General features: G+C 42.7%; 20 protein-coding genes and 1 pseudogene. 12 read left to right on the top strand and 9 right to left on the bottom strand.

From position 1 onward, the window contains the following. Positions 1-16: 16 nt before the first annotated feature. The 5 genes from EVJ32_RS12690 to EVJ32_RS12710 all read right to left on the bottom strand — a co-directional run bounded on the left by EVJ32_RS12690 (position 17) and on the right by EVJ32_RS12710 (position 4,768). Positions 17-2,380: a VirD4-like conjugal transfer protein, CD1115 family gene (locus EVJ32_RS12690; protein ID WP_131458660.1), complete on the bottom strand. Its 2,364-nt coding sequence runs from the start codon at positions 2,378-2,380 to the stop codon at positions 17-19. A 14-nt stretch (positions 2,381-2,394) separates the two neighbouring features. Then, positions 2,395-3,495, bottom strand: coding sequence for a hypothetical protein (locus EVJ32_RS12695; protein ID WP_131458661.1), 1,101 nt, complete (start codon positions 3,493-3,495; stop codon positions 2,395-2,397). A gap of 66 nt (positions 3,496-3,561) precedes the next feature. After that, the gene (locus tag EVJ32_RS12700) at positions 3,562-3,786 is read right to left on the bottom strand and encodes a hypothetical protein (RefSeq protein WP_012390467.1); all 225 of its coding nucleotides are present in this window, start codon (positions 3,784-3,786) and stop codon (positions 3,562-3,564) included. A gap of 12 nt (positions 3,787-3,798) precedes the next feature. Next, entirely contained in the window at positions 3,799-3,981 is a 183-nt protein-coding gene (locus EVJ32_RS12705; protein WP_131458662.1) for a hypothetical protein, read from the bottom strand. Positions 3,982-4,279: 298 nt separating this feature from the next. Continuing rightward, a complete protein-coding gene (locus EVJ32_RS12710) occupies positions 4,280-4,768 on the bottom strand; it encodes a helix-turn-helix domain-containing protein (protein ID WP_131458663.1) in 489 nt (162 codons plus the stop codon). Between the two features lie 336 nt (positions 4,769-5,104). Between EVJ32_RS12710 and EVJ32_RS12715 the strand changes: the two genes are divergently transcribed. After that, positions 5,105-5,326 carry a helix-turn-helix domain-containing protein gene (locus tag EVJ32_RS12715; RefSeq protein ID WP_131458664.1) on the top strand — a complete coding sequence of 74 codons (222 nt, stop codon included), beginning with the start codon at positions 5,105-5,107 and terminating at the stop codon, positions 5,324-5,326. Between the two features lie 258 nt (positions 5,327-5,584). Here EVJ32_RS12715 and EVJ32_RS12720 read toward each other — a convergent pair whose 3' ends face one another. From EVJ32_RS12720 to EVJ32_RS12730, 3 genes are all read right to left on the bottom strand, one after another. After that, positions 5,585-5,920 (bottom strand): hypothetical protein, encoded by a 336-nt coding sequence (locus EVJ32_RS12720; protein WP_131458665.1) that lies wholly within the window; start codon positions 5,918-5,920, stop codon positions 5,585-5,587. A 146-nt stretch (positions 5,921-6,066) separates the two neighbouring features. Continuing rightward, the gene (locus EVJ32_RS12725; protein ID WP_131458666.1) at positions 6,067-6,468 is read right to left on the bottom strand and encodes a hypothetical protein; all 402 of its coding nucleotides are present in this window, start codon (positions 6,466-6,468) and stop codon (positions 6,067-6,069) included. A 40-nt stretch (positions 6,469-6,508) separates the two neighbouring features. Then, the gene (locus EVJ32_RS12730; RefSeq protein ID WP_131458667.1) at positions 6,509-7,588 is read right to left on the bottom strand and encodes a hypothetical protein; all 1,080 of its coding nucleotides are present in this window, start codon (positions 7,586-7,588) and stop codon (positions 6,509-6,511) included. Positions 7,589-7,932: 344 nt separating this feature from the next. Here EVJ32_RS12730 and EVJ32_RS12735 point away from each other — a divergent pair, with 344 nt between their 5' ends. The 10 genes from EVJ32_RS12735 (at position 7,933) to EVJ32_RS12780 (ending at position 20,445) form a co-directional block, all read left to right on the top strand. Then, the gene (locus EVJ32_RS12735) at positions 7,933-8,955 is read left to right on the top strand and encodes a tyrosine-type recombinase/integrase (protein WP_131458668.1); all 1,023 of its coding nucleotides are present in this window, start codon (positions 7,933-7,935) and stop codon (positions 8,953-8,955) included. 238 nt (positions 8,956-9,193) lie between these two features. Then, positions 9,194-9,775: a YcxB family protein gene (locus EVJ32_RS12740; protein WP_131458669.1), complete on the top strand. Its 582-nt coding sequence runs from the start codon at positions 9,194-9,196 to the stop codon at positions 9,773-9,775. A 491-nt stretch (positions 9,776-10,266) separates the two neighbouring features. Beyond that, on the top strand, positions 10,267-10,875 hold the full coding sequence (locus tag EVJ32_RS12745) for a hypothetical protein (protein WP_131458670.1): 609 nt from the start codon (positions 10,267-10,269) through the stop codon (positions 10,873-10,875). A gap of 1,047 nt (positions 10,876-11,922) precedes the next feature. Next, complete coding sequence (locus EVJ32_RS12750; RefSeq protein ID WP_131458671.1) at positions 11,923-12,519, top strand: YcxB family protein; 597 nt, start codon at positions 11,923-11,925, stop codon at positions 12,517-12,519. 827 nt (positions 12,520-13,346) lie between these two features. Beyond that, positions 13,347-14,783 carry a hypothetical protein gene (locus EVJ32_RS12755; protein WP_131458672.1) on the top strand — a complete coding sequence of 479 codons (1,437 nt, stop codon included), beginning with the start codon at positions 13,347-13,349 and terminating at the stop codon, positions 14,781-14,783. An 848-nt stretch (positions 14,784-15,631) separates the two neighbouring features. Next, positions 15,632-16,699, top strand: a complete 1,068-nt coding sequence (locus EVJ32_RS12760; RefSeq protein WP_131458673.1) for a hypothetical protein — start codon at positions 15,632-15,634, stop codon at positions 16,697-16,699. 704 nt (positions 16,700-17,403) lie between these two features. Continuing rightward, on the top strand, positions 17,404-18,186 hold the full coding sequence (locus EVJ32_RS12765) for a ParA family protein (protein WP_131458674.1): 783 nt from the start codon (positions 17,404-17,406) through the stop codon (positions 18,184-18,186). Further along, entirely contained in the window at positions 18,183-18,872 is a 690-nt protein-coding gene (locus tag EVJ32_RS12770) for a hypothetical protein (RefSeq protein WP_071399739.1), read from the top strand. Before EVJ32_RS12765 ends, EVJ32_RS12770 begins: the two co-directional genes overlap by 4 nt. Continuing rightward, positions 18,869-19,645 carry a ParA family protein gene (locus EVJ32_RS12775; protein ID WP_071399740.1) on the top strand — a complete coding sequence of 259 codons (777 nt, stop codon included), beginning with the start codon at positions 18,869-18,871 and terminating at the stop codon, positions 19,643-19,645. The genes EVJ32_RS12770 and EVJ32_RS12775 overlap by 4 nt, the downstream gene beginning before the upstream one ends. Beyond that, complete coding sequence (locus EVJ32_RS12780) at positions 19,642-20,445, top strand: hypothetical protein (protein ID WP_131458675.1); 804 nt, start codon at positions 19,642-19,644, stop codon at positions 20,443-20,445. Before EVJ32_RS12775 ends, EVJ32_RS12780 begins: the two co-directional genes overlap by 4 nt. A gap of 132 nt (positions 20,446-20,577) precedes the next feature. On the opposite strand, the pseudogene EVJ32_RS12785 reads toward EVJ32_RS12780, so the two are convergent. Beyond that, positions 20,578-20,703, bottom strand: a pseudogene (locus EVJ32_RS12785) (IS3 family transposase); the annotation flags it as partial. 758 nt (positions 20,704-21,461) lie between these two features. Between EVJ32_RS12785 and EVJ32_RS12790 the strand changes: the two are divergent. Then, entirely contained in the window at positions 21,462-22,313 is an 852-nt protein-coding gene (locus EVJ32_RS12790; protein WP_131458676.1) for a hypothetical protein, read from the top strand. The last annotated feature ends 749 nt before the right edge of the window (positions 22,314-23,062 follow it).

Raw genomic sequence — 23,062 nt, forward strand, 5'->3', positions numbered from 1 at the left:
GGGTTCGGCCTCCTCTCTACGGTGTGCCTTGCTTCAGTTTCTCGAGTCGCTTCGCGATCATCGTGCTCAAAAAGCTCTTCTGGCTGTCAGTGACGTCGTAAACTCCTAAGTTCAGGTTCGTCTCGAACTCAGGGAGGGAAATTCCTCCGATGTCATGCCCCTCGAACATCGAGCGCAGGATGCTGTCCTGTAGCACGTCCCGTACCGTCAACGGTTTTTCTTCCTGATTCGATGGCGTGTTCGCTTCCGTCTCGTCTTCTTTTTTCGTGAAACGGATACGGATCTGTTCGAAGTCGAGACCGGCGTGACGACAGGGGATGTCGATGTCATGCAGGGAGCGGTCCGTGTCAAAGTCGTCCGCCAGGTATTCGTAGCGATACTTCATCGCGGTCTTGCCGCTCAGGAAGATCGGATACGACTGGATGCGTCGTTTCTTCGTGTCCTGGCGCTTGATAACACGGATGATGAGCATCTCGCCTTCCTTTAGCCCCATGACCTCGGTCGCTGTCATGAGCCGGCGGCCGTCCACGTTCTCCGTCTTCGATTTTTTGAGCGAGAACGTCTGTCCGGACCGCGATTTCGTGACGATGGTCGCCTCACCGAGCTTCTTCGAGATCAGTTCGGCGGTCGATTCGTCCGCGGTCAGTAGATAGTGCGTGTTCCCGCAGTTGCCATCGATCGTCTTCCAGTCTTCACCATACAAGTTCTCGAGTTGGGAATAGGCTTGGATCACGAGATTGAAGCGCATGTTCCGACCGAGACAGACCGTGATGATATTGGCCATGCCCTCGATCGGCGGCATGTTGCCGAACTCATCGAGAAGGAAGACGACCTGACGCTCGCATTTACCTTGTTTCGTCTGCGAGGCGACACGGGCGAGCGCCGTGTATACCTGCTTGATATAGAGGGAGGCGATGACGTTGAATGTCGGGTCATAGTCCGGGACGATGAGGAACACCGCCACAGGACGGAGCAGGTGCATCACCTCACGGATCAGTATCGTCCCGTCGATGGAGTAGCGGAAGCGACCGCTCTCCTCGTTATGCGCTTCCAGCTGGATTGTCGCAGTGCTTGAGTCGGTCGAGATTTGAACTGCGTCTCCAATTTGGAGTGGCGACGTATGGTACACGATGAAGCTGCCATCGTCGTCCGTCGTGAGCGCATGATTCGTTCCGTCGGGAAATTTGAACGTGAGTCGTGTCAGTGGCTCCGCGCGTCCACTGATCCAACGGTTGAATCCGATGCGTCGCATGTCGAGCGAGTTCATCGACGTCAGCTTCCCGGTCCCGTTCAACGTGAAGATACCGAGCTTCGCGTTCGTATTGGCCAGGATACTCGCCCGTGTCTGACCACCAGAGAAGTGGAGCGTCGCGAACTGGAGCCGGGCCGGGTGGTTCTCCGGGAAGCGCTGAAAGAACTCGTCGAGTGCCGAGATCTCCTGCCCTTGTCGCGTCACGACCGTCCGGGAGCCGAGGTCCGAGAGCATGAGGGCGACGTTGTACATGTTGATTTTCTCAGGTGTGTCCTTTGCTTCCTCACAGAGCCCGAGGATGAGCGCCGTGCACAGGTCGATCGACGAGTTGGCCCAGAACGGATCCCGTGCCTTCGGGTCATGGTACAACATGAAGGCGACCGAGCGCGCATACTGTTGGGCGAGCGAGTAGTTCTCTTCTAAAAACGCGTCAATCGTCAGCTGCAACAGGTTGTATGACATCGATTGGAGCGGGTTCATCAGATTCAGCACCTCGACCTGATAGCCGCGTTGCTCGAGCGTCTCCTTCGAGGCGGCGAAGAGCTCGCCTTTCGGATCGTTGATGATCAGGCTCGCCTGGTTACTTGCTCGGCTGTACAGGTCGATCGTCGAGAAGACGAATGTCTCGCCTTTACCGGATCGGGTCGTCCCGATGACGAGGTTGTTGACGGGCGAATTATCGATGAACAGCTCGTTCTTGACCCGTCCGACGGGGACACCACCTGATCCTTCATACCGTTTCTTCCGGTCCGGGACGCGGTGGTACTGTTGCTTCAGTTCATCGAACGACGTGAAGCGGGCGCTCCCTTTCTGATCTTTCCGCAGATCCCGGAAGTTCAGCCATACCTTGCCGAACACGACCAGTCCGATGAACAGACTGAACGCCATCAGTCCGATCAAGACGGTCGAAGAGGGAAGACTCACCTCCAAGAACAAGGAGGGTGAGAGCGTCGGAATCGTCGCTCCGGCCAAAAGCCCGTCTGTTACTATCGGGGTCATGATTTGTCGAATGATGTTGTAGACACCGTTCAAGAGATAAAAAAACCCGGCCGGCACTACCAACAGGCAGAACAAGGCGAGGAAAATCAGACGTATCGGGAATCGTGGTGACAGAGACCGAGTTCTCAATTATTTCACCTACCTTAATCTGAATAAAGAATCGTTTGCAACTCAACTTCTTCAGCAACGATAGCGGCTTGAATCTTCTCACGGGCCGAGGTGTCTTTACCAGAGGTTTTTTTCAGTTTCTCGTTCAGTCCGTCGATCGTGGCCGTAATATCTTGGTACGCGTCGATCTTTTCTTGTACGTTAGGGTCGTTCGTCTTGGACGCCCATTCATTCGAGGACTCAATATCTCCTAGATAGAGATAGGCATTCACTTTCGCCGAGACGCGGGGCGCGGTCCACTCCACGTCTTTCGTCTTGGCCACAATCTCATGGTTCCGCTCCAGTACTGCGATATCGAACGCGCCCTCATCGGTAGGATGTGACACTTGGAAGTCCTGGAGCCGTTCCAATTTCTCTTTATCGGATAGATTGAGTCCGGCCAGCTTCGTCTCGATCAGGATGGGGTCATCTGTGAGCTCGAGCGCTTTCTGGTCTGCGCCCTCTTCGAGATAAAGGTCGACCAATAGAGCGTTCTCTTCCTCGGACCGGTCTTTTCGCTCCAACAGTTGGATGAGTGAGGATTCCTCGCCTTGGAGCGCCTGTTCGTAAGCATCCAGCCACGTCTGTTCGACACCGGTCATCTGTTCGGCGTGTGCCTCCTTGTCAATGAACCATTGGGTAGCAGTGAACAACGATGTGAAGAGAATTCCAGCCGCGGCCGCCCCGTAGATGAGGCGGCGCTGCAGTCGGGTCAGCCGTGACTGATAGGTCGACGAGACGGTTGTGATTGGTTTAACAGACTGGCGCTTATAGTTATCCGATGTCTCGGCCTCAATCTCGTCGAGGAGCCATAGTTTCTTCGCGTTATCCTCCTTCTTTGTCCGGATCCGTTGTACCCGGTCCTTGACCTGATGGTACAGATTCGGATAGGTTCCTTCGGTTCCGAACGTGAACGTCCCCCGATAGAGCAGTTCGTCTTTCTGGTCGAAGAGCCGGAAGTCACCGGAACAGCTCGTCCCTTCCTCGCTCCGTGCCTGATGCAGATCATGGGTCGCGACGACCGCCTCGGCGAAGGGGAGCCGCTCATAGTTCTGGATCCGTGTGTCCGGTACGTCGGTGAATCGTACAAACAGCATCTCGTTCCTCCTCTCGTTTCAAGCAACAAAAAAAGCCTTCCGATTGGAACGCTGCGTGCGTGTGCATTAGAATTTGATGTTCTGGTCGACCATCTCGGCGAGCGTGAACGCGCCCATGACGATGATCAGGCCAACGGCGCCCCCGACGAGCCAGCCGACGGCTTTCGAGCGGCCGCGATCCCCACCGAAGATGAAGTAGAAGCCTCCGATGGCGAAAGCGATGGCGGCGGCGATGACAGCGAGTCCCTGGAAGAACTGAAGCAAACTGAGCCCTGTCTCATTGAGTCCCATGTCGTTCCCTCCTTAGTCCTGGTGCGCTGGTGACTTGAAGCTGAGCTTCGCCTCGAGCGCCTCCAAAATGAGCTCCTGGTTGTCTTGGATGACCTGTTGATGTTGCTCGTCGAGCCACTCCTCGTAGTCCTTCCCACGGATGCGTAAGAGTTTCTCGGCGAAGCTACGGTGCTGTTTCTGCTCTTTTGATGCCACAGTACACACTTCCTTCCCTTGATCTCGTGATGTGCAGCAGCACATCATTAAGGACAGTCGGATTCGATGCGATGGGTTTTTAGCCGTTTCCCCACAAACTCCGCTCCTCGTTGTGATAAGGAGCTGTACAGGGTTTTTCGATGACCCGGAACGATTCTGTGACCTTGTGGCGAGTTTTAGGTGACTCTCGCCGAACCATCTGTGCGTAGATCCCGCTCACCCGGTCACTGATGAGAGACACGCCGATATGTGATTGGAGGAGACCATCCTTAAGGATGTGCTGCTGCGTCGATGTCGGTTACTGTCGAACGTTTTTTCGCTTCTTGACGTGGATGAGCTCGTCATCCGGGTTCTTGCGTTTGGCGAGCACGTGGGCGTCACAGACGACGGTCCGGATCCGGTAATAGAGTTGCGTCAACTGGACCGCCTCGCCGCTTCCTTTCTCGATGCCGATGAAGCCATGTAGCTCATACGTCTTCCCGTCGAACGTCCGGACCGAGTCGGCCTGCGGCAGTTCCTTCAGGTCGAACCGGCGTCGTTCGAGCTTGGTGCTGGACCGCTTCGCTCCGTAGCCGAAGTCGATGGCGTCCCACGGGACCGTCGCGAGCGTATGCCCGAACGCGCGAGCCAGATGATCGATGTCCGCGATCGACGGTACCGAGCGATTCTGTTCGTACTGACTGATGGCGGGCTGTGAGATTTCTCCGAGCGTTTTCTCTGATAGTTCGACCTGTGACCAGCCCGAGAGCCGGCGGTTCTCCTTCAACCACTCCCCGAATCGATACATGAGCCTTCCCCTTTCTGTAAACCAGAGCGGCGACCAAACAGATGTTTCCTTTTGTTGGTTCCAATATAGCAGGATTAAGTCTAAAAATCATCAGTTTTCTGATATGTCAGAAATTTTACAATTGACGATTCTTGTCGAATCCGCTCTACATGAGGGTTTATCGGTAACAGTAACTCAATATTTTTGGTTTTGTAGCACAACTGTAAAAAAATAACGCTTTGAGTATAGAAAATAATGACAAGTATTTTGATTTCAAGAGATTGTGGTAGGGTAGAGGAATAGAAGAGTTCGTAAAGAATAAAGATGAAGAGAGTACTTTGATCGTGGGGTGAGAAAGTGGAATTGAACGAGGCAATCATCGAGCGAATGAAAGAGCTCGCAGCAGAGCGCAACATGACGATTCATCAAGTGATTCAAAAGGGTGGATTGAATCAGGCGACAATTTCAGAATTGATGAGTGGGCGTACAAAACATCCTAAAGTCAGTACAATCCAAAAGTTTTGTAATGGATTAGATATTACGATTAATACTTTTTTTGATAGCAATAAATTCCAATAAGCTTTCAAGAATCACTTTAATATCTAAACCAAAAGTTCAATCAACATTTATTTTTGGAAGTTTCAAGTCGAGAATTGATATGTTAATTTAATTTTCTTAAATCTAATCATATATCACCTTATAAAAAAACATCTTATAAGACTTGGATATGAAGATCCAAGTCTTATAAGATGTTTCGCAATAAATAGGCACCACTTGTTTACAACTAAAGTCTGAGACTTTATTAAAACTAATTTAAATAGTTATATAGCTAAGTTATTAAAATGGAGAAGGAATACCTAAAGCAGAGGCAATAGTAGCTAAAGAGGCAACGTTCCCTAAAGTTTTACCCAATAATCGAAGTAATTTGCTAGTTTTTTCTGAGTCATGGTTATCTACAGCTTGTCTAAGAGACTCTAAATTAGTTTCAGCCTGATCACGCTCATCTTCATCTGGGATTTTTTGAATATTCTCTAGCAAATCACTAAAAGCTAATTCAATTTTTTCAGAATCAATATTACCATTGAATTCGTTATGATTATTATCTGACTGAACGTTAAAATTCCCATTTAAAGATGAATTATTGAAACTTCCTTTGATTTCTCTATTATTCATATGAACGGCGCCCTTTCCCGAATGATGTAAAATTTGATCGATTTTAATAAATACAACAGATGGAGAATGTTTCTTCAAAAAATTTATTTGTCCATTATCCAATTCAGATAATAAACTAGACGACCAAGAGGAAGCTACTCCTGGATTCATGAAAGGGACAGACTGAGAGTTTTTTTTTTAGTACTAGTTGCAGAGGATTCTCTTATAAATTTTTTATATTCTGAGTTAACTTCAAAAGCTGGAAAATACATGCTTTCATCCACTTCATAAAACTCCCCGCATGTTCTACATGTAAATTCAACGGGAAAGTCACTTGCATTTTTGCTAATTTGAATAGTTCGCAAACACTCGTAGTTTGGACAACGAAGTTCCCAAAGTAAATTTAATCTTCCTTCTTCGGCCATCTCAATTAAGTATTTAAATGTACGACTAGGGGAAGTTTTTGCATACTTAGCAACAGCTGTAGGATAAAAACGAATAATTGGACTACGTGCAATTGTATCAACATATTCGTTGACCAAATACTTCTCTTGCCAAGGATATGACATTTCCCTTCCCCTTTCGTTCAAAAATAGTATTATTTAAACTTCAAGAAATTATAACATTTCTTCTTACAAAGTCAATAACATCTTCTGTCGCAGAAGTGGCGAAATAAATACTCTTACTCTTTATTCCTAATCTAATAGTATATTCTTTTTCAACGCCTTCTTCAGGATATTTAAATCTAATAAATCCTCCTTGGTGTTGAAGGTAGGGATTTAAGGAATCGTATAAAGACAATCCACGGAGTTCGCGCTCCCCGCCAAATCCTACCTTTTCTAAACCGTTCAAAATCAACGCCGCGAAAGGTACAGTAAGAAGTTGCTCGTCAAATACTTCATTAGCTTCCATAAGATCGTTTTCAAGTTCTGAGATGTCATTTGATTTCAAATAACTATCTAGAGAATTAAGAATTTTTACAACAGCACTACCTTGTGCAGGAGAAAGGTCTTCTACTACAAATTCCGGTTTTGAAACCACATCAATAAGCTCTCCATTTAACTGAGTGGCAATCTCTTCAATGTTGGTCCCGTAAGGTGCCACAACTTGTTCTAATATCACTTCACTATCAACTAATTTTGCAAGAGACTTAGCCACTTTATCTGATTTACGGGCATCCGATCTAACTTCAATAAGACCAGTCGATTCGTCTATAAATACTGTAGTAATCTCACTTCTAGGTGAAGTCTTCATTTCCGTTAAGTGATATTCTCGACTAACGCCACTTTTGTACATGAATCTTAAATAATACTGCGTTTCAACATCACCTTCTGCTCCTGCAACAATCACTGGATCAGTCGTTAGACTTTCAATTGAAGGAATTCGAGTTTCTTGAAATAAATTAAAATTTGTATTCTGAATAATTTTATTTTTAATGTCTTTGAATTCAGTTCCCCGTTCTAGACGATACCACGTTACAGAAGTTTTTCCTGCTAATAATCTTTTCTTTGATCGTTCCAACGCATTGATTTGCTCTCCGTGTTGTTGAATGTGATTCCAAACTGATGTAGCAAGTTCATGAGCATGACCATTATCATCAATGTCAAAATCTGTACATATTTCTTTTAGCGTATCTTTCGGAAGCTTTACAATGTCTGTCAAAAAAACAATATTAGTTAGCTTATTCATAATCATAATTCCCCACTTTTTATAATGTTAATTACTTTTTAATACATTTATCACCTTAAATAATCTTATTCTATCTTTTTATAGAATGTCCTTTCCCTTTTCATTTTTTTATAACAAGTATTTTTTTGGTTCGATATTAACTTGTGATAATATAAGATTATCACAAGTTAATGGATTTAATTATAATAAAGATACATGTAAGTAATACATCATCATTTCGAATATAAAAGCTTATAACATTCGTATTTTATTATATATTACGTGTGTAATACACAGAAAACACGTTGCTTTTCAATAAATTGGACATTGTTTCCAAAAAAAACAGAAGGAAAAGAGGGAGAAGCATGGAAATCGAGAAGCAGCAGGCGTTCGAAGTAGCGTTGCGAGAACTGACCGGTGCGAATCCAAAATTGGCCGAGGCATTAAGGAAGGACCATATCGATCTAAAAACGTTGACTGACATCGAAATCATCGAATTGTTCTGGGCGACAGAACTGTTCCCTATCTATGCGGACAAGAGCCCACACACGCGACGCGCATATAAATTGGACCTTGAGTTCATCCTTAATTTTGTTATGACGAAGACAGACGGGTTAAAAAACCTGACCGTTCTCGACATCCATCGCTACCTATTCGAGGTGAACGAACAGTATGCCCCACGCACGGCGCAACGGAAGAACCATATGCTCAAACGTCTCCTGACCTACCTCCACGTCAACCAATATCATCTACATAATCTAGCCTTCCACGTGAAGAACCAGCAGCGCCCTGAGTTGCTCCGACGTGAGGTCGACTTTGCCGAAATCGAGCGGATCGCCGAGTCGTTCCGCTATACCGTCAAGCGAGCACAAAAAAAGGAGCTCATGGAGCTCCGGAACGAGACAATCGGATATTTGTTGCTGACGACCGGAATGCGGGCGGCCGAGCTGCTCTCAGTCCAATTCACCGACGTGAAACGCAACCAGCACACCTTCTACCTCGAGGTGAAAGGCAAGCGTGACAAGTGGCGCCGGATCCCGCTCACCGAGAAGGCGAGTCACCTCATCAACCGACTGCAAACGCTCATGATGATCGAGGAGATCACCTCTCCTTATATCGCCTTCAGCACGAAGAAGTCAGGCAAGGCGATGACCTATGAAGCTCTTCGACTGATGACGCACAACGCGGTCGAGCATGTGGAGACCGAGGAAAAGACACCACCCCATTGGTTCCGTCGCGCCTATATCACGAAACTCTTGGCCAATGGCAGCCCATTGATCGGGGTCATGCAACTGGTCGGTCATAATTCAATTAATACGACGAATGGTTACTTGCAATCGTTAAATCAAATTCAGGATATTTCAAACAATAAATTACCATTTAAATAATTTAATATTTTTTATCGTTTAATGTGGTTTATTTGGAAATTTAATTTATTACTGTTAACCTAAGGTGAACATTTACTAGAAACTGAATATCTTTCTACTCTTATATTTTTTTATAAAAAGAGTAGGCATAGAGAATAACTTTTTTATTCTTGCTTTAAACCACCCATTTTTGAAAATAGAATAATTTCCACATACTTAAAAAGTAATTAAATGCTAAGTAGAAAAGAGGAACAAATGGATGATCGTAAAGTATCAAATGTCATATGAAGATTATATGGCTTTACAAAAAGATTCTTTAAAAAGAACAAAATTTCATCGAATAAAATCTAGTATTCTGTTTATATTGCTAACGGTAATGGTATTTTTATTTGGAATTGTGCTCTCTATTCTTGTTTTGCCTCAATCATCGTACTTAATGTCGTTTAAATTGTACCAACTTCTCCCGATATTTATAGGAATCCTACTTGCCTTGGTAATGATGTGTTATGTTAAAAAGTTTTATGCTTTTGCTACAATTGCAAAACTAAGATTCATGCTTAGAAACGATAAACGTTGGCCACATGATATAACCTTGAATATACATGAAGTCGGTATCGATTTAACATATTCTCGCGAGAATTCGGATACAACCACTAAAGTAATCTGGGACTCGGTTAAAACAATCGGTCAAGACAGAAATCATCTTTTTTTGTATTATGAAGAAACCGAAGCAGTTATTATACCTACAAGTTATAATTTATTAGGTAAAGAAAAACAAGAAATACTCCGAAAGCTACTTAAGCAACATTTAAATTATGAGTTCCAAAATAATAGTGATTAAATCTATCTTCGAGATAATTATCTTTATTATTCAATTTCATACAAAAATATAAAATTATAATTAATTATATGTGTGTGCCCCTTGGGATTGCCAAATATTATTTAAATAAACTCAAAAGATCAACACTCCATGAAATTCTAGCTTTCATGGGGTTTGTTTTTTAAATACCTTTCAATAATTATCTTCACCAGATTATAGAGGTACTTGGACTTAAGGAGCCGCTGGGATGGTAGTGAAACGAACTTAAAATGTATGTTATGGATTTTTATATGAAGGTAAGTTGTTTATGAAAAGAACAGAACTATGTTACTTTCAAATAAGATATAATTTTATATCTAGTGAGGAGAACTTTTCTTCAGAATATAACGGAATCCTAATGCATCAAATGTAAATAACAAAACGTATTTAGACTTAGTACATTGTATTAGATTTCAGAAAAAATTAATCATAAGTGATTATAAAAATAATGACATGAAAATAGGAGAATCTTAATGATTATTAACTACCAATTGACTTATGAAGACATTATCGCACTACAAAAGGATTATTTAAATAAAACAAGGTCTCGTCGACAAAAAAAGACCACCTTAATCATCGCAACAATTTTCATTGTATATTGGATTGGGTTATTCCTTGCTTCACTTCTATTTAAACCGACTTCTTCGACAAGTTCATTTTATGACATACTTCCTATCCTGGGAGCATTTGGAGGTGTTTTATTTATTGTATTGATGATGCCGGCTATAAGCAAAATTTCCGATTTTGTGAGGCTCTTAATTTATAGGTTCGTTTTAAAAAAAGACAATAGCTTTCCACGAGATTTAATTTTGCACTTTCAAGAAACTGGAATAGAAATCCACTCAATCAATAATCAAATTAAAAAAATCACTAAGGTTAGTTGGAAATCTATTGAAAGATTGGGTAACGACAAAACTCGTCTGTTTTTATACTATCTTGAATCTAAAGAGGGAGTAATCGTCCCTATTAGCGATGCTAGAATAAGTAAGGCTGAGAAACAAAAGCTTCGGGACCTGCTCAATCAATACTTATCCTCTGACATAATCGCCGCAAACAATAGACACGGACAATTCTTAAGTTGATTCTTTAACTATTAGCAAGTAATTTATTTGAAGCTCGAATTTAAGTTGATGCGGACAGCAAGAAATCCATAGCTTATTACAACTGATAATATAAATGGCGTGAAACTTAAACGATGAATAAAAATTGACTTGCCTTTCAAACCGTATAAATAAAAGCACTTTCTACTAAACCCCTCCGTAAAAGTTGGACTTGAAACTTTTACGGAGGGGTTTGAGGATTGAACATTTAAAAACTTCAAAATCGTCTGAACCGTCAGTTCGACCAAAACGAGCCAGGCCGGGCAAGGTTTTCGTGACGGACATCGCCTATCTCCCGACACGAAAGTAGCAGAACGTCTATCTCTCTTATGTGAAGGACGTGGCGCACCATATGTCGACGAGCCTTCACATAGACATCGTCTTTCAGACGATGAAGAATCTGGAAGAGAACCATCACAGGAACTTACATCCTGATGCGATGACCATTCGGACTAAGGGTTTCACTATACTTATCCGGCCTATCAATCGCAGATTCGCGGGCTGGGGTTGTTCCAGTCTATGGCACGTCGTAGGAACGGTCTCGACAACGCACCGATCTAGTCTCATTACAAGCACCTGAAGGACCTTGTCGACCAGCGATCGGCACTGGACCTCACCGAGGTTCGTTTAATGGTTAACGCCTATATCGACTATTACAACAGCGAAGGCAAACAATGGAACTTAAAAAAGATGATCCCGTAACAATGCAGAGGCCAGCTGATCGCCGCATAGAAATCGAGGCACTTTTCATTAGACTGTCCCCATGAAACAGAGCTTATTTCATAAATCAAACTAAGCTCTTTTCTGAACTTCAAAAACTGCTTTATTTGAAATGATAATAAGTATTTGTCACTGTATACCTACCTGATAGTGCCCACATTCTTTAACAAATAAAGATATGTACACTCTTTATACAAAATATGATTAAAGTCATATCGCTGGAAAATAACGTAAATAATCTGTTACGGTTGACCTAGGTTAGCATTATGTAAGTAAATTTTATTTATATGGAAGAAGAGGAGCTGTAGGATGGATACAAAATATCAATTGACGTTTGAAGACTTTATGGCCTTACAGAAAGACTCTTTAAAGAGGACCGAGCATCATAAAGCTAGATACAATATTACAACCATCGCACTCGCCATGATGGTCTTCTTGTTCGGCTTTATTGTTCTCCATATCATATTGCCGATGTCTCTCTATTTTTATTCTCTCTATTTGAATTCGGAGAATATATTTAAACTCATCGTAGTATGTTTAGCCATTATCCCCGTCATTCTATTGAGACCGTTCATCGGAAAGTATTACGATTTCGTCACGCTTCGCAAACTCAAATCTGCGTATAAAAATGATACAAGATGGCCACGGGATGTGACGTTGCAGCTCGATGAAACCGGGGTTCACGTAAGCTCTTCTTTTAAAAGTGGGATCAAAAAAACTGATGTGCCATGGGATTCAATTAAGGTCGTTGGTGAAGACGATGGTCACTTCTTTTTATACTATGAAACGAACGAGGCAATCATTGTCCCCAAAATCATTCCTACTCTAAATGAATCAGAGAATATAGCGTTTTACGATTTGATAGAACAACGCTTGAATAATGATTTTAAGAAAAATGGAATGTAATTAACTATTTATACGAAAGTCCTAATGCTCATAACGGACAAAGTCTTCACTAACAAACATATAACTGAATAAGGTATTTTGAAACTTCCCGTCAAAAGATAAATCTATGGTTTCTTTATCTTTTGACGGTTTTTTATATATTTCATAAGTGCTGCTTATAATACTTAAGCTTCTCATTTTTTAAAGTATTACAACGTTCTAAGATACAAAAATAAACTTTATCAGCATAGACGTGATGTTCAGTCGAATCGGGTTGATTTTTAACATGAGTTGATTCTTCAAAAAACTATAAACGTTATTATAATTGAACAATCCAAAAAAGTGTGCGCCGGCGCACACTTTCAGTTTAATGTTTTTAATCAATGTTCCTCTTTAACCCCGTCTGCATATCAACCCTCAGTTCTTTCTGGTTTTCGTTCTTCAAAAGTGTGCGCCGGCGCACACTTTTCTAAATGCTTTTATGTATCATGAACTAACAAATTTGGACATCCTAAAAAAAGAGAGTCTAAACATTGGTATGTCTCAAACACATGCTAAGCCCACTTTTGATTTAAAACCGATCAAATTGTTTTAAATAATCCTAAAAAAAATAATTCAAGAGCGCTGACACATCATGATGCTTAGTTATTTGCAAAGCATCTTTATTCTCTTTTATTGTCGAAAACAGAGTGAAAGGATAAGAAATCGCCTTATCCACAATATTTATATTCCAAAAGTGTGCGCCGGCGCACACTTTTATGAAAACTACGGTATTTGAAATAATTTAAATTGGATAAAAAAATATGCCTTAATTTGTGCTATATTTATCCTTAGAAGAGGTGATCAATATGGAGACTCAATCAACCTCCAATGGCCGCTCGCAACAACTCATCATTTCTCAAGCGGTCACGGCTATTCAAAGGCATCGTATGGAGGAGATTCTCCACAGCGTGTCTATTTTTGATATCCAGGAATTCGTCACGACACTTTATCAAGAGCACTATCAATTCGAAAATCTAGAAGCTTCTTATAAGAAGATACGTTATCATTCATTCAACAAGCTAAAGAAACGATGGGTGCAGGCCTCCATCCGAAACTATGAGGAGGGGCGTGGCCCGAAGAAAGAATTGCGTGCCCGGTTCGAGATGATTACCGCATATCATCATTTGGTCGGCCCTGAAGCCTTCCTGAAAGAGTTTCACGTGAAAACCATCGAAGGTTATATGCAACAATGCATCCTAGAATTGAAAGAATGGGCTGAGAATCCGAATCTGTTAATCCATACGTATCCTTACTGGTCCCAAAAGACGGTGAATCAGAAGAAGACCTCACTCAAGACGGACGTTTTGATGATTCTTTGGGAGGTCGCCAAAGAGGTCGATCTCAACCAACCGACGGCGCACCACTCTCCGACGCTCGCCGTCGATATCCCATTCTTCGGCATGTCTGACCGCATCAAGAACCAGACGGACCTGTTGGATGAGAAACTGAATGAAGCGTCGCAGTTGAATCTCGAGCTTCAGAACTATGACACGGTGATCCCGAAATATAAGAAAGGTATTCCCGACCACCTTTCGGTCCTTGTGAGCAAAGAATTCATCCAAGAATTGAACGGGAAAGTGCCGGACCTTGACTCGAAAGACTTCGAGGCCTTCACAGAGATTCTGGCGTATCGGGACATGACGTTCCAGACTAGCCGGAAAATCATCTTCCCACTCTCGCAGCTCGTCAAGAAGCTGTATGCGAACGATAGTGGGAAAAGCTACGATTTGACGACGCAACGTCTCATGAAGCTCGGTTATTATCGGGTCGCAGGCCACAACGAGGACGGGGACTTCTTCATCCGAGGCCTGTTCTCCTCGGTGACCATTAAAAATGCGACGACATTAGCCGAGAGCCAGGTCATCGTCACGGTCAGTGAGGAGATTTACGACGACCTGTTGAAACAACAGATCGTCAGCATCTATGGGGAACAGATCGAACAGTTGAAAGGCAGCTTCGCCTATCATCTGGCCTTCGTCCTACAAAAAGAACGGATGAGCTCCATCCAGACAGGGGAGCAACAACCAGTGCGAAGGCACTGGCGTCAGTTCACCTATTCGATTCGATTCAACAAGGTCCGAAAGGCCGACAACCTGAAAGAGCTTGAATTGAACCTGGATCGGATCAAGGAACATGATTTCATCCTGAAGGACTGGCACCGTTCCGGCGATTATTACTTCTTCACCTTCTATCCGTTGGAGTCTTGGGAATTGCCAGGTCATGCGGACACGTTACTGTTATAACTGTTATCTAGAAGAACCTAGTCTATCTGGGTTCTTTTTTAATTAATCTACTTCATTGTTTCACATGAATCACGACGATTCGAATTTAACAGTGAAGTTGGAACCAACACGTCCAATGATGTCGAGTATCGTCGGACATCCTGAATTATATCTTCTCTTGTAACGTACCAAACTTACACTTTCCTCTCATTCTTCTTAAAAAATGGCGCTGGTTTGAATCTATCTTCCCTAAATCTTCATCTTAAGATTCGATAGATATTCAATCAAATCGCCTTTCTTGGTGAATATGGCTTTCCTTTATATCAGATTTCAACGATTTTGGTAACAGATGACCGTACCAAACTTGCACTTTTCGTTTTTTGGTAACAGATGACCGTACTGAAAGTGCATTTTCTTATTTTGGTCACGAAACACCGTACCGAAACTACATTTTTATGGATTCCTCGCCCTTTAGAAAATAAATTTTTGAGACTCTTTTTGTTTTTTTGGTAACAGATGACCGTACTGAAACTACATTTCCTTCTCTTTTGGTAACAAACGACCGTACCAAACTTACAATTTTTCGTTTTTGGTAACAAAACACCGTACCGAAACTACACTTTTCTCCTTTCCATCTAAAAAAATCTACTCTATTCTCTACAGCAATGGCGCTGTAGAGCGGATGAATCAATTTTGGTAACAAATGACCGTACTGAAAACGCATATTTTTCTTGGTTCAAAATGGCTTTATATCAACGAATTTTTCATTTTGGTAACAAAATGCCGTACTGAAAACGCACTTTGACACTATCTTGAAAGAGCTGGATACTGAAACTAGCATATTTTAGGATAGGGGAGGTGTAGGAGAGATGATGGAGACGAATCGACACATTTTAATCGCCAATAAACTATTGGTCGCGATGAGCGGATTGACACGCTGGACGAAACGCCCAGATCACTATCGTTATGAGCAGCATCATTATAACATCCCGGCCTGTTTCACGGCCTTCAAATGGACCAAGTCTCGAATCCGTCATATTCTCTCTATTCTCGCCTACGCTGACGACCAAGGGAAGCTTGAATTCATCGAAGACCACATGGTCGCGGATTTTGCCTGTACGTCGGTCCGCTCCCTACATAACAACTTGAAGACCTTCGAACAGAATGGCCTCATGACGGTCATCCGTCACTTCCCAGGAGTGATTTCAATCCAATTGACGGATTACCTTGAAAACTATCGTGATTTGTTTGTAGACGTTGCTGTGGTCGTTTCGAAGACCGGGTATACGTCTGTTTGGCACGGTCTCTTGTCCGAATTAATCGCGCTTGATAATGTGAACACGTTACGACTCGCGCTACGGACAATCGTCCAGGTCGAAAAAGACGTTCATGTCCAGTCAAATGAACAGGCCATCCTGACCTACGATGAGATCAAAGGATTCCTTCCTAAATACTGTGGCCATAAGCTCGCCATCCAAAAGATGATGTCTGGTCTCAAATTCCTTCAAGTGTCGCTTGTTGAAGACAGTAAGCGTTTCTTAAATATGGTCAAACAGAACATCTCGCTCAAGAAACGAGTCCAAGACGCGACACGACCGCTCTTACTTGAAGTCCAGCTATCGGCTGCGCAAGACAGTAAGCAGATCAAAGAGAAAGACCGCACTGAAGTTCAGCTCGTTTGGTTCGAAATGCGCAAGCGAGTAGGGGAGTTCTTCGACTTTGATGCTCTCAAGGTCAACCGTGATTCACTCTTCTCGATGAGCGATACATTCGGGGCCGAGACATTCAAACGGGTCGTCGAAGAGTTAAAACAGGCATTCCTACACCATCGTGAGGACTTGGTCCACTCGAGCACCCATAAGCTGTTCTTTGAAGAACCGATCTTCTATCTCCATCAACGACTAAAAGAGAACCAGGCAAAATTGGCTATCGCATGATGGTCTATTTGTCATGTTCGTTTTTGAAAGTATATATGAAAATGACCCATTCTTTCAGGTGTTTCCTTCTGTTTGTATTGTTTCCCATTCGTTCTAAGTCATCAGTGCATACTGAATCTGCATTTTTTTACTTTTAGGAAAAAAATCAAACCAAACAGTTAAGTAATCAAGGATTTACTGAATTAAATCTTCTCTTGTTTTTTAATTCTCAAATCAGCGTTGAAAAAAAATGAACCTTTGTGAATGAAACGATGGCGCTTTTGAAATATCTCTTTTCACTTAAATCGTCAGAAGGATTGGTACGACTGGCTTGAGCGACCCTCTTCTTTTTCTAATTCTATTAATCTTTATTTAACTCTCTCTAATCTATTTATATTTTTTTAACTCAGAAGAATATGGTTTTATCTCTTCTTCTATTATTTAAAGCATGTTCAGATGTGCCACGTATTTATTCTATAAAAGAGATCTACAAATATGAATGACGTTCACAACAGGAACTTTGTATAAATACCTAGGTCAAAAATTTCTCTGTATACAATTCGACGTCGAAACATATACAAAAAATATTCAGATTCAAAAATCGTATACAAATCCAAATCATTATTGTATACATTTTTATATTGAATTTATCATTGTCTTTGCTGTTTTTGTGTTGAATGGAAAGAGTGAATGTGACATGATATGAAAGAGAAAGGGGAGAGAAGATGAACATACTCACGTTTTACATATCGAAAGGTGGATCAGGCAAGACGACCTGTTCTTTGAATATGGCTTACGCATTGGGTGAGCTGGGACAACGAGTTCTCATCATTGATTTGGATCCCCAAGGCTCACTCAGTAAGTTGATGTTAAAAGAATCTGACACGATCAAGTATATGACGATGTTTGATGTACATACACGCAATCTCGATATCCGAGAAGTCCTGTTTGACGATGAGACGTATCACGTGAGTCTTCTCCCCTCGAATGAACGAAATGCGAGGTTGATCAATTTGATCTCTGAGCAAGACAAGCTCTTTCTATTAAAAGATATGATTGCACCGCTCGAGGATGAGTTTGATTGGATCATCCTAGACTCGGTCCCATCGATCAATGAACTCTCGAAAGTCGTGCTTTCGACGTCAAATATGACGGTCATCCCTTTCATGCCGAAGAAGCTCGTGTTCGATCAACTTGCGAGTACGGTAAGGACCATACAAAAAGTGAAGAAGTTCTATAATCCGGGCCTCGTCATCACGGGAATTTTTCCTGTCGCCATGGATGCTTCGTTAAAGGCAGATAAAGAATACTATGAAGCAATGGAAGTCATCGCGAAGGAGGAGGCAATAGAGATCCTTCCGATGATCAAACGATCCACATTCATTGAGAAAGCTGCCGATAGTGGCAAGAGTGTCATCCAGTACCGCTCCAAGGAATCGAAGGGACTCGCTGAACCGTTTAGACTATTAGCCAAACAAGTCGTTCAACAGGCAGGTGGGACGTCATGAAGGCACGGAACCGAAACATTCATAAAATTAAGCCGAGTGAGCAGCATCCATATCAGAGCGGTTTGACGAATATCAGTACACTCGTTCAAAAACTTCCGGTGTCGAAAGAAGTCGAAGACCTCGTCCATGAAATCAATGAGCTCTCAAAAGTTCAAACGATTTCTGTATTCGAGATCGGGAAGCGGCTGGTCATCGCCCGTTCTGAGATGCATGACAAAAAAGAATGGATCGGTTTTCTCGAAGCCGTTTCGATGTCGAGTTCTCTTGCATCCCGGTATATCAAAGCATATGAGACGTTACATCCACTTGAAGCATCCCTTGCGAGCTTGCCGGCTTCCAAGCTGTTTGAACTGATGTATCTCGACAATGTCGAGGAAGTCGTCGAACAGGGACTCTATATCGACGGCGAGTCTCGAGGTGTCGACGAATTGACGGTCAAACAAATCCGTGAGGCCCGTAAAACACGTGAATCTGTATCGAAGGTCAAAGTCAGCCCGTTTCAAAAACCGAAGAAACCATCTGCGGTTCTTTCTGCACGAATCCCGTCGGATCTGTCCGATCAGTTCCAACAGTATGCGCATGCACAAAACAGGAGTGTAAGTGAGCTGTTGACGGAAATCATCGAGCGGACCGTGAACGACAATATCATCGACGTCACAGACGATAAGCGAGGAGACGAATCATGAAGAAAATCGCATTGTACAATCGAAAGGGCGGCGTCGGGAAGTCGACGACCACCATCAATTTGGCTCATGCCTATGCACGCGACGGATTACGTGTCCTTGTCATCGACGCGGACGACCAGGCCTCTTCGACAAATGGGTTCGGTCTGACAAACGATTATGAAGGCAAGGTGTTACTCGATTGCCTGCTTGAAGAGAATGATCCATTCTATACACCGATCGAACAGGTCATCGTGACATGCGAGTATGAGACGGGAACGGTCTATCTTGTTCCGACGAGACGCTCAGCCTCACCGAGTGACCTGACGAGCCAGATCGGGTACGAGTATCGACTCAGCGAAGAACTCGCCAAAATTGATGAACTGTTTGACATCTGTCTCATCGATTGTCCAGGATCGACTTCTGCCCTTAATCCCTATGCCCGTTGCGCACTCGTCGCTCAGGATCGCATCGTGATGCCTGTACAGATGCAGAAGTTCTCGATGGATGCCGTCTATTCGGCACCAGAAGAATTGGAAGAGATGAAACGATTCCGGGAAGACATTCATATCGCTGCCTTCATCCCTACGATGGTGAGTGCCCGCTCGAAGGGGGATGTCACGACAGTCGAAGAACTTGAAGAACTCGGGAAAGAGGTCGGTATTCCTGTTTTGACGACGATTCCTTATGCGGTGAAGGTTCAGACGTTGCAGCGAGAGTCTCGTCCCGTCATTGATCACAAGAGCCCAGCCACAGACGCCTATCTATTACTTGCTCAGGAGGTACTTGCTTTATGACACGTAACCGAAAGAAACATACGCCTAAAATCTCGACGTTCAGTGCCAACCTTCCGGTGAATCAGAATCAACAAGCGACGGATAGCCGTACGGAACAAGTCGAGGCCGTGAAAGAGTTCTCTGCGACGACGACCGTGTCGAACCCTTATCAGGCCCTCCCAGCGACAGGATTGTCGCGTATCATCACGAAACGGCTTCCCGAGGACATGGATGGAATCGTTCAATATTACAATCATATCGATGCGATTCAAGCGACTAGTTTTGTCGAAAAGTGTCGTATACTTGCCCATGCGAACAGTCTATTCCGTGATCCTGAAACAAAAAAAGAGTTCCAAAAAGAACAAGGAACTTGGAAAGACTTTTTAAACAAGATTGGAATGTCACACCCTCAAGTCAGTCGCTTCGTAGCCTTTTGGAACACGTTTGGTCCGAACATCTTAGAGAAGACTCTCGAGCAAGATTTCAGTGCGACAAAACTTGCTGAGTTGTTGTCGTGGCCAGAAGATCCGAAGCTCGCGCTGCTCGAGAATAAAAAATATTACACTGCTTCAGGAGATAAGACCGTGTACGAGATGACACGTGAAGAGCTCCGTGAAGTAAAACGAATGTTGATCGAACGTCAGGAGCAACGTGTGCTCGAAGTTGAAGCTAAACCAGTGAAGCCAATGCGTGTACAAATTCGCTTTACTGATTTGACAGATCCTTTATACGTCGGATTAACACAAGCTGCGCAAAAGGCACATGTGTCAGAAGATGAAATCATTCGTCGTGCTTTAAGTAAATATTTGAATGAATCGTGATTAAGTTATTTGTTAGCTAATAAATGTTCGCTTAACTACTATTTCGTGGCAGAATCTACAGTGCTTTTCGTTATGCGTATCAAATCGGGATGTTTTTGTATTAAACTGCTTCCCATCAAGTAGAAAGGGCAACTAATGAAAAACGATCTGGGCTTTTTGAGCCCTGTATTCGACAAGGCTCAATCCGTTTATTCGTTTCTGGAAATGATTGTGATTGTAGAACGAGATGTAGGTCTCGATGGCCGAGGTGAGTTCGCGATAGGCATGGAACTAACTTCACTTCCGGTTGTTAATCTATCTGGGTAAAAAGTAAATTTTAATGATATCCATACGGGACATGGGTTGTTGCAAATGGAGACATCAGTATTGTAGTCTCGAAGTTATCAAAGAGTGTATTTGAGTATAAAATGATGCACGTCTATTGACTCATCAAGTATTGGTTCGAGGATTGGGGAGTTCCTGAAGATGGATTAAGGGAGAAGGAATGGTGATTTAAGCTCATGCGTGAGCGTCTAGCGCCGTTTAGATAAAATCACTCATTGTACAGTTGCTCATTTATGTCACGATTACAAAAGCTATTTTTAAAAATCATCTTTGCTCCTAGGCTTTTTTTAGTGGTGTGCACGTAGCTGTAAGCGTAACGTCAAAAGCAAAAATGTGGATACGTCTAACGATATACACCATTCGGCCGAATGGTGTTTTTTTATGACTATTTTGAAGTGCTATGACGGAAATACTTTAAAAAGTTTGATAGAACATAAAAACAAGAGGAGGACTATTCGAAGTGGAATCGAAGAATAACATGACTAACAAGAATCTTAATTCTGTAGAAAATAAAAATATAACTTTAAATTGCTCAAAAAATGAGTTCTGCGAGCACACCTAAAAGCTAGAAGACGAGGAGTTGGATTTGAAACGACATGTCTAACAATTTTTGAACTGAGCAGAGTATAAAATAAATTTGACTGTATAACTGAGAATTTCTTTAAAATAAATTAATATGATAAGGAGATAAAATGATAGATAATTTATATGAAACGCATGATATTCATTTTTGGCGAGACTATTTTCCTGAGGAACATCATTATGTGGTCTATGATCCCCATATAATATATTCAACATTTAAAATAGAGGATGTTTATCATTCGATTGCTAATGCAAGAACTAATTTATCATTCTATCAAGTTGATAATTATGGGGAGATGATTTCTCAGCATGATGAGACACATTTAACGTTTGTTAGATCAAGATTTCTAGCCAATTCATTAGCTTATTATAACTATGCAATAGATCTATCTTGGCAAGTACTGTGGTTTTATTGGGGAGATTCCTCTTATTTATTTATGGAAGATAATGATTTATATGAAAAATATGCTGGGTTATGTAGTATAAAATCTTTGAATGAACTATTAAGAAGATATGCCGATGACTCAATAAGAGAGTACATAAATTCGTTTTTCCAAAATGATTTAACTCAAGAAATAAGAAGGTCATATAACTATATAAAACATAGAGGAATAATGCATACACCTGAGCTTGATGTTCAATATACAAACTCTCTAATTGCTATTAGAACAGATTTATCACAAGACGAGGAATATTCATTCTCGCTACTTACGAAAAGAACCTTTGAATTACAAGAATGGTCATTAAAACTAATTGAGTTTGATAAAATTTTTCACTCGTATTTTAGAGAAATCATACAACACGTTACACCAGAAAACTTTAGTGAATGTAAACCTGATTTTCGAGAAGTTGGTGAGTATATGAATAAAAGAAAGCAGTTCTTGGACGATGAACTTCAACATTACATGGCAAAATATACTCAAGCATTCCATTTTTTTGTGTTTAATGAGCTTGAGACATAATTGAAGCGCATGTTCACTTCACTCCTCAGAAACTACGTCGAACTCGAGGAGGGAATCATGCACGATGGGTGTCTTGCTCCTCATCGCCATGCTTAGGACGAAGGAGATCATGTGGCAGAACATAAACGAAAGTAGAAGTGATATTGTTATCCTCAAGGCAACGCTATTCGTCCCCGTGCTGACGGGCCTGATTGGCGCATTACTGCCGGCCCAAATGGCCGTCACGTTTTGCAGTATCAGGCGATGCGTGGGACGCAGGTGAACACGAGACGGACCGAGCGTCGTTTCAAGCTCGCTGTCGGTTCTATCGCAGCGACACTCGGTGTGGCCGTGATGAACTCGTCAGCATCGAGAAAATCGTCCCGATTCCTGCTTAAGTCGCTCGGGGATATAAGTTAGTTTCTGTGGCGGTACGTGGTGACACACCGAAGGCTGGGAACATAACTCTTGGCTTCGAGTCCCTTCAACGTCCTTGGTCACGTTGACCTATGAGGTACCTGTCGACTCTACACGTGCCGCATTAATTGTAGTAGAGGAGATTGTTGCAGGAGAACACGTGATTCCCTTCGATATTAACTAAATAAAGTCATAGTGGAATTGAAACGTGTTCGAAGCATCGATTTGAACTGAGCCCCGTAAAATGGACAGTTTAATAAAAAGCCCGTATGTCCTATGCGGCGATTAGATGGCCCCGATATTGTTCCGGGGTCATCTTTTTTAGGTTCCACTGACCGCGTTCGCAGTTGTAA

The sequence above is a fragment of the Exiguobacterium sp. SH5S4 genome (assembly GCF_004337045.1).
In the GTDB taxonomy this organism is placed as follows: domain Bacteria; phylum Bacillota; class Bacilli; order Exiguobacteriales; family Exiguobacteriaceae; genus Exiguobacterium; species Exiguobacterium aurantiacum_A.

What these genes read in the sequence shown, in the direction of transcription:
- EVJ32_RS12735 (WP_131458668.1), top strand. Translation starts at nt 7,933, where the DNA reads ATGGAAATCGAGAAGCAGCAGGCGTTCGAAGTAGCGTTGCGAGAACTG.
- EVJ32_RS12790 (WP_131458676.1), top strand. Translation starts at nt 21,462, where the DNA reads ATGATAGATAATTTATATGAAACGCATGATATTCATTTTTGGCGAGAC.
- EVJ32_RS12700 (WP_012390467.1), bottom strand. Translation starts at nt 3,786, where the DNA reads ATGGGACTCAATGAGACAGGGCTCAGTTTGCTTCAGTTCTTCCAGGGA.
- EVJ32_RS12775 (WP_071399740.1), top strand. Translation starts at nt 18,869, where the DNA reads ATGAAGAAAATCGCATTGTACAATCGAAAGGGCGGCGTCGGGAAGTCG.
- EVJ32_RS12695 (WP_131458661.1), bottom strand. Translation starts at nt 3,495, where the DNA reads ATGCTGTTTGTACGATTCACCGACGTACCGGACACACGGATCCAGAAC.
- EVJ32_RS12765 (WP_131458674.1), top strand. Translation starts at nt 17,404, where the DNA reads ATGAACATACTCACGTTTTACATATCGAAAGGTGGATCAGGCAAGACG.
- EVJ32_RS12755 (WP_131458672.1), top strand. Translation starts at nt 13,347, where the DNA reads ATGGAGACTCAATCAACCTCCAATGGCCGCTCGCAACAACTCATCATT.
- EVJ32_RS12780 (WP_131458675.1), top strand. Translation starts at nt 19,642, where the DNA reads ATGACACGTAACCGAAAGAAACATACGCCTAAAATCTCGACGTTCAGT.
- EVJ32_RS12730 (WP_131458667.1), bottom strand. Translation starts at nt 7,588, where the DNA reads ATGAATAAGCTAACTAATATTGTTTTTTTGACAGACATTGTAAAGCTT.
- EVJ32_RS12745 (WP_131458670.1), top strand. Translation starts at nt 10,267, where the DNA reads ATGATTATTAACTACCAATTGACTTATGAAGACATTATCGCACTACAA.
- EVJ32_RS12760 (WP_131458673.1), top strand. Translation starts at nt 15,632, where the DNA reads ATGATGGAGACGAATCGACACATTTTAATCGCCAATAAACTATTGGTC.
- EVJ32_RS12710 (WP_131458663.1), bottom strand. Translation starts at nt 4,768, where the DNA reads ATGTATCGATTCGGGGAGTGGTTGAAGGAGAACCGCCGGCTCTCGGGC.
- EVJ32_RS12720 (WP_131458665.1), bottom strand. Translation starts at nt 5,920, where the DNA reads ATGAATAATAGAGAAATCAAAGGAAGTTTCAATAATTCATCTTTAAAT.
- EVJ32_RS12770 (WP_071399739.1), top strand. Translation starts at nt 18,183, where the DNA reads ATGAAGGCACGGAACCGAAACATTCATAAAATTAAGCCGAGTGAGCAG.
- EVJ32_RS12725 (WP_131458666.1), bottom strand. Translation starts at nt 6,468, where the DNA reads ATGTCATATCCTTGGCAAGAGAAGTATTTGGTCAACGAATATGTTGAT.
- EVJ32_RS12740 (WP_131458669.1), top strand. Translation starts at nt 9,194, where the DNA reads ATGATCGTAAAGTATCAAATGTCATATGAAGATTATATGGCTTTACAA.
- EVJ32_RS12750 (WP_131458671.1), top strand. Translation starts at nt 11,923, where the DNA reads ATGGATACAAAATATCAATTGACGTTTGAAGACTTTATGGCCTTACAG.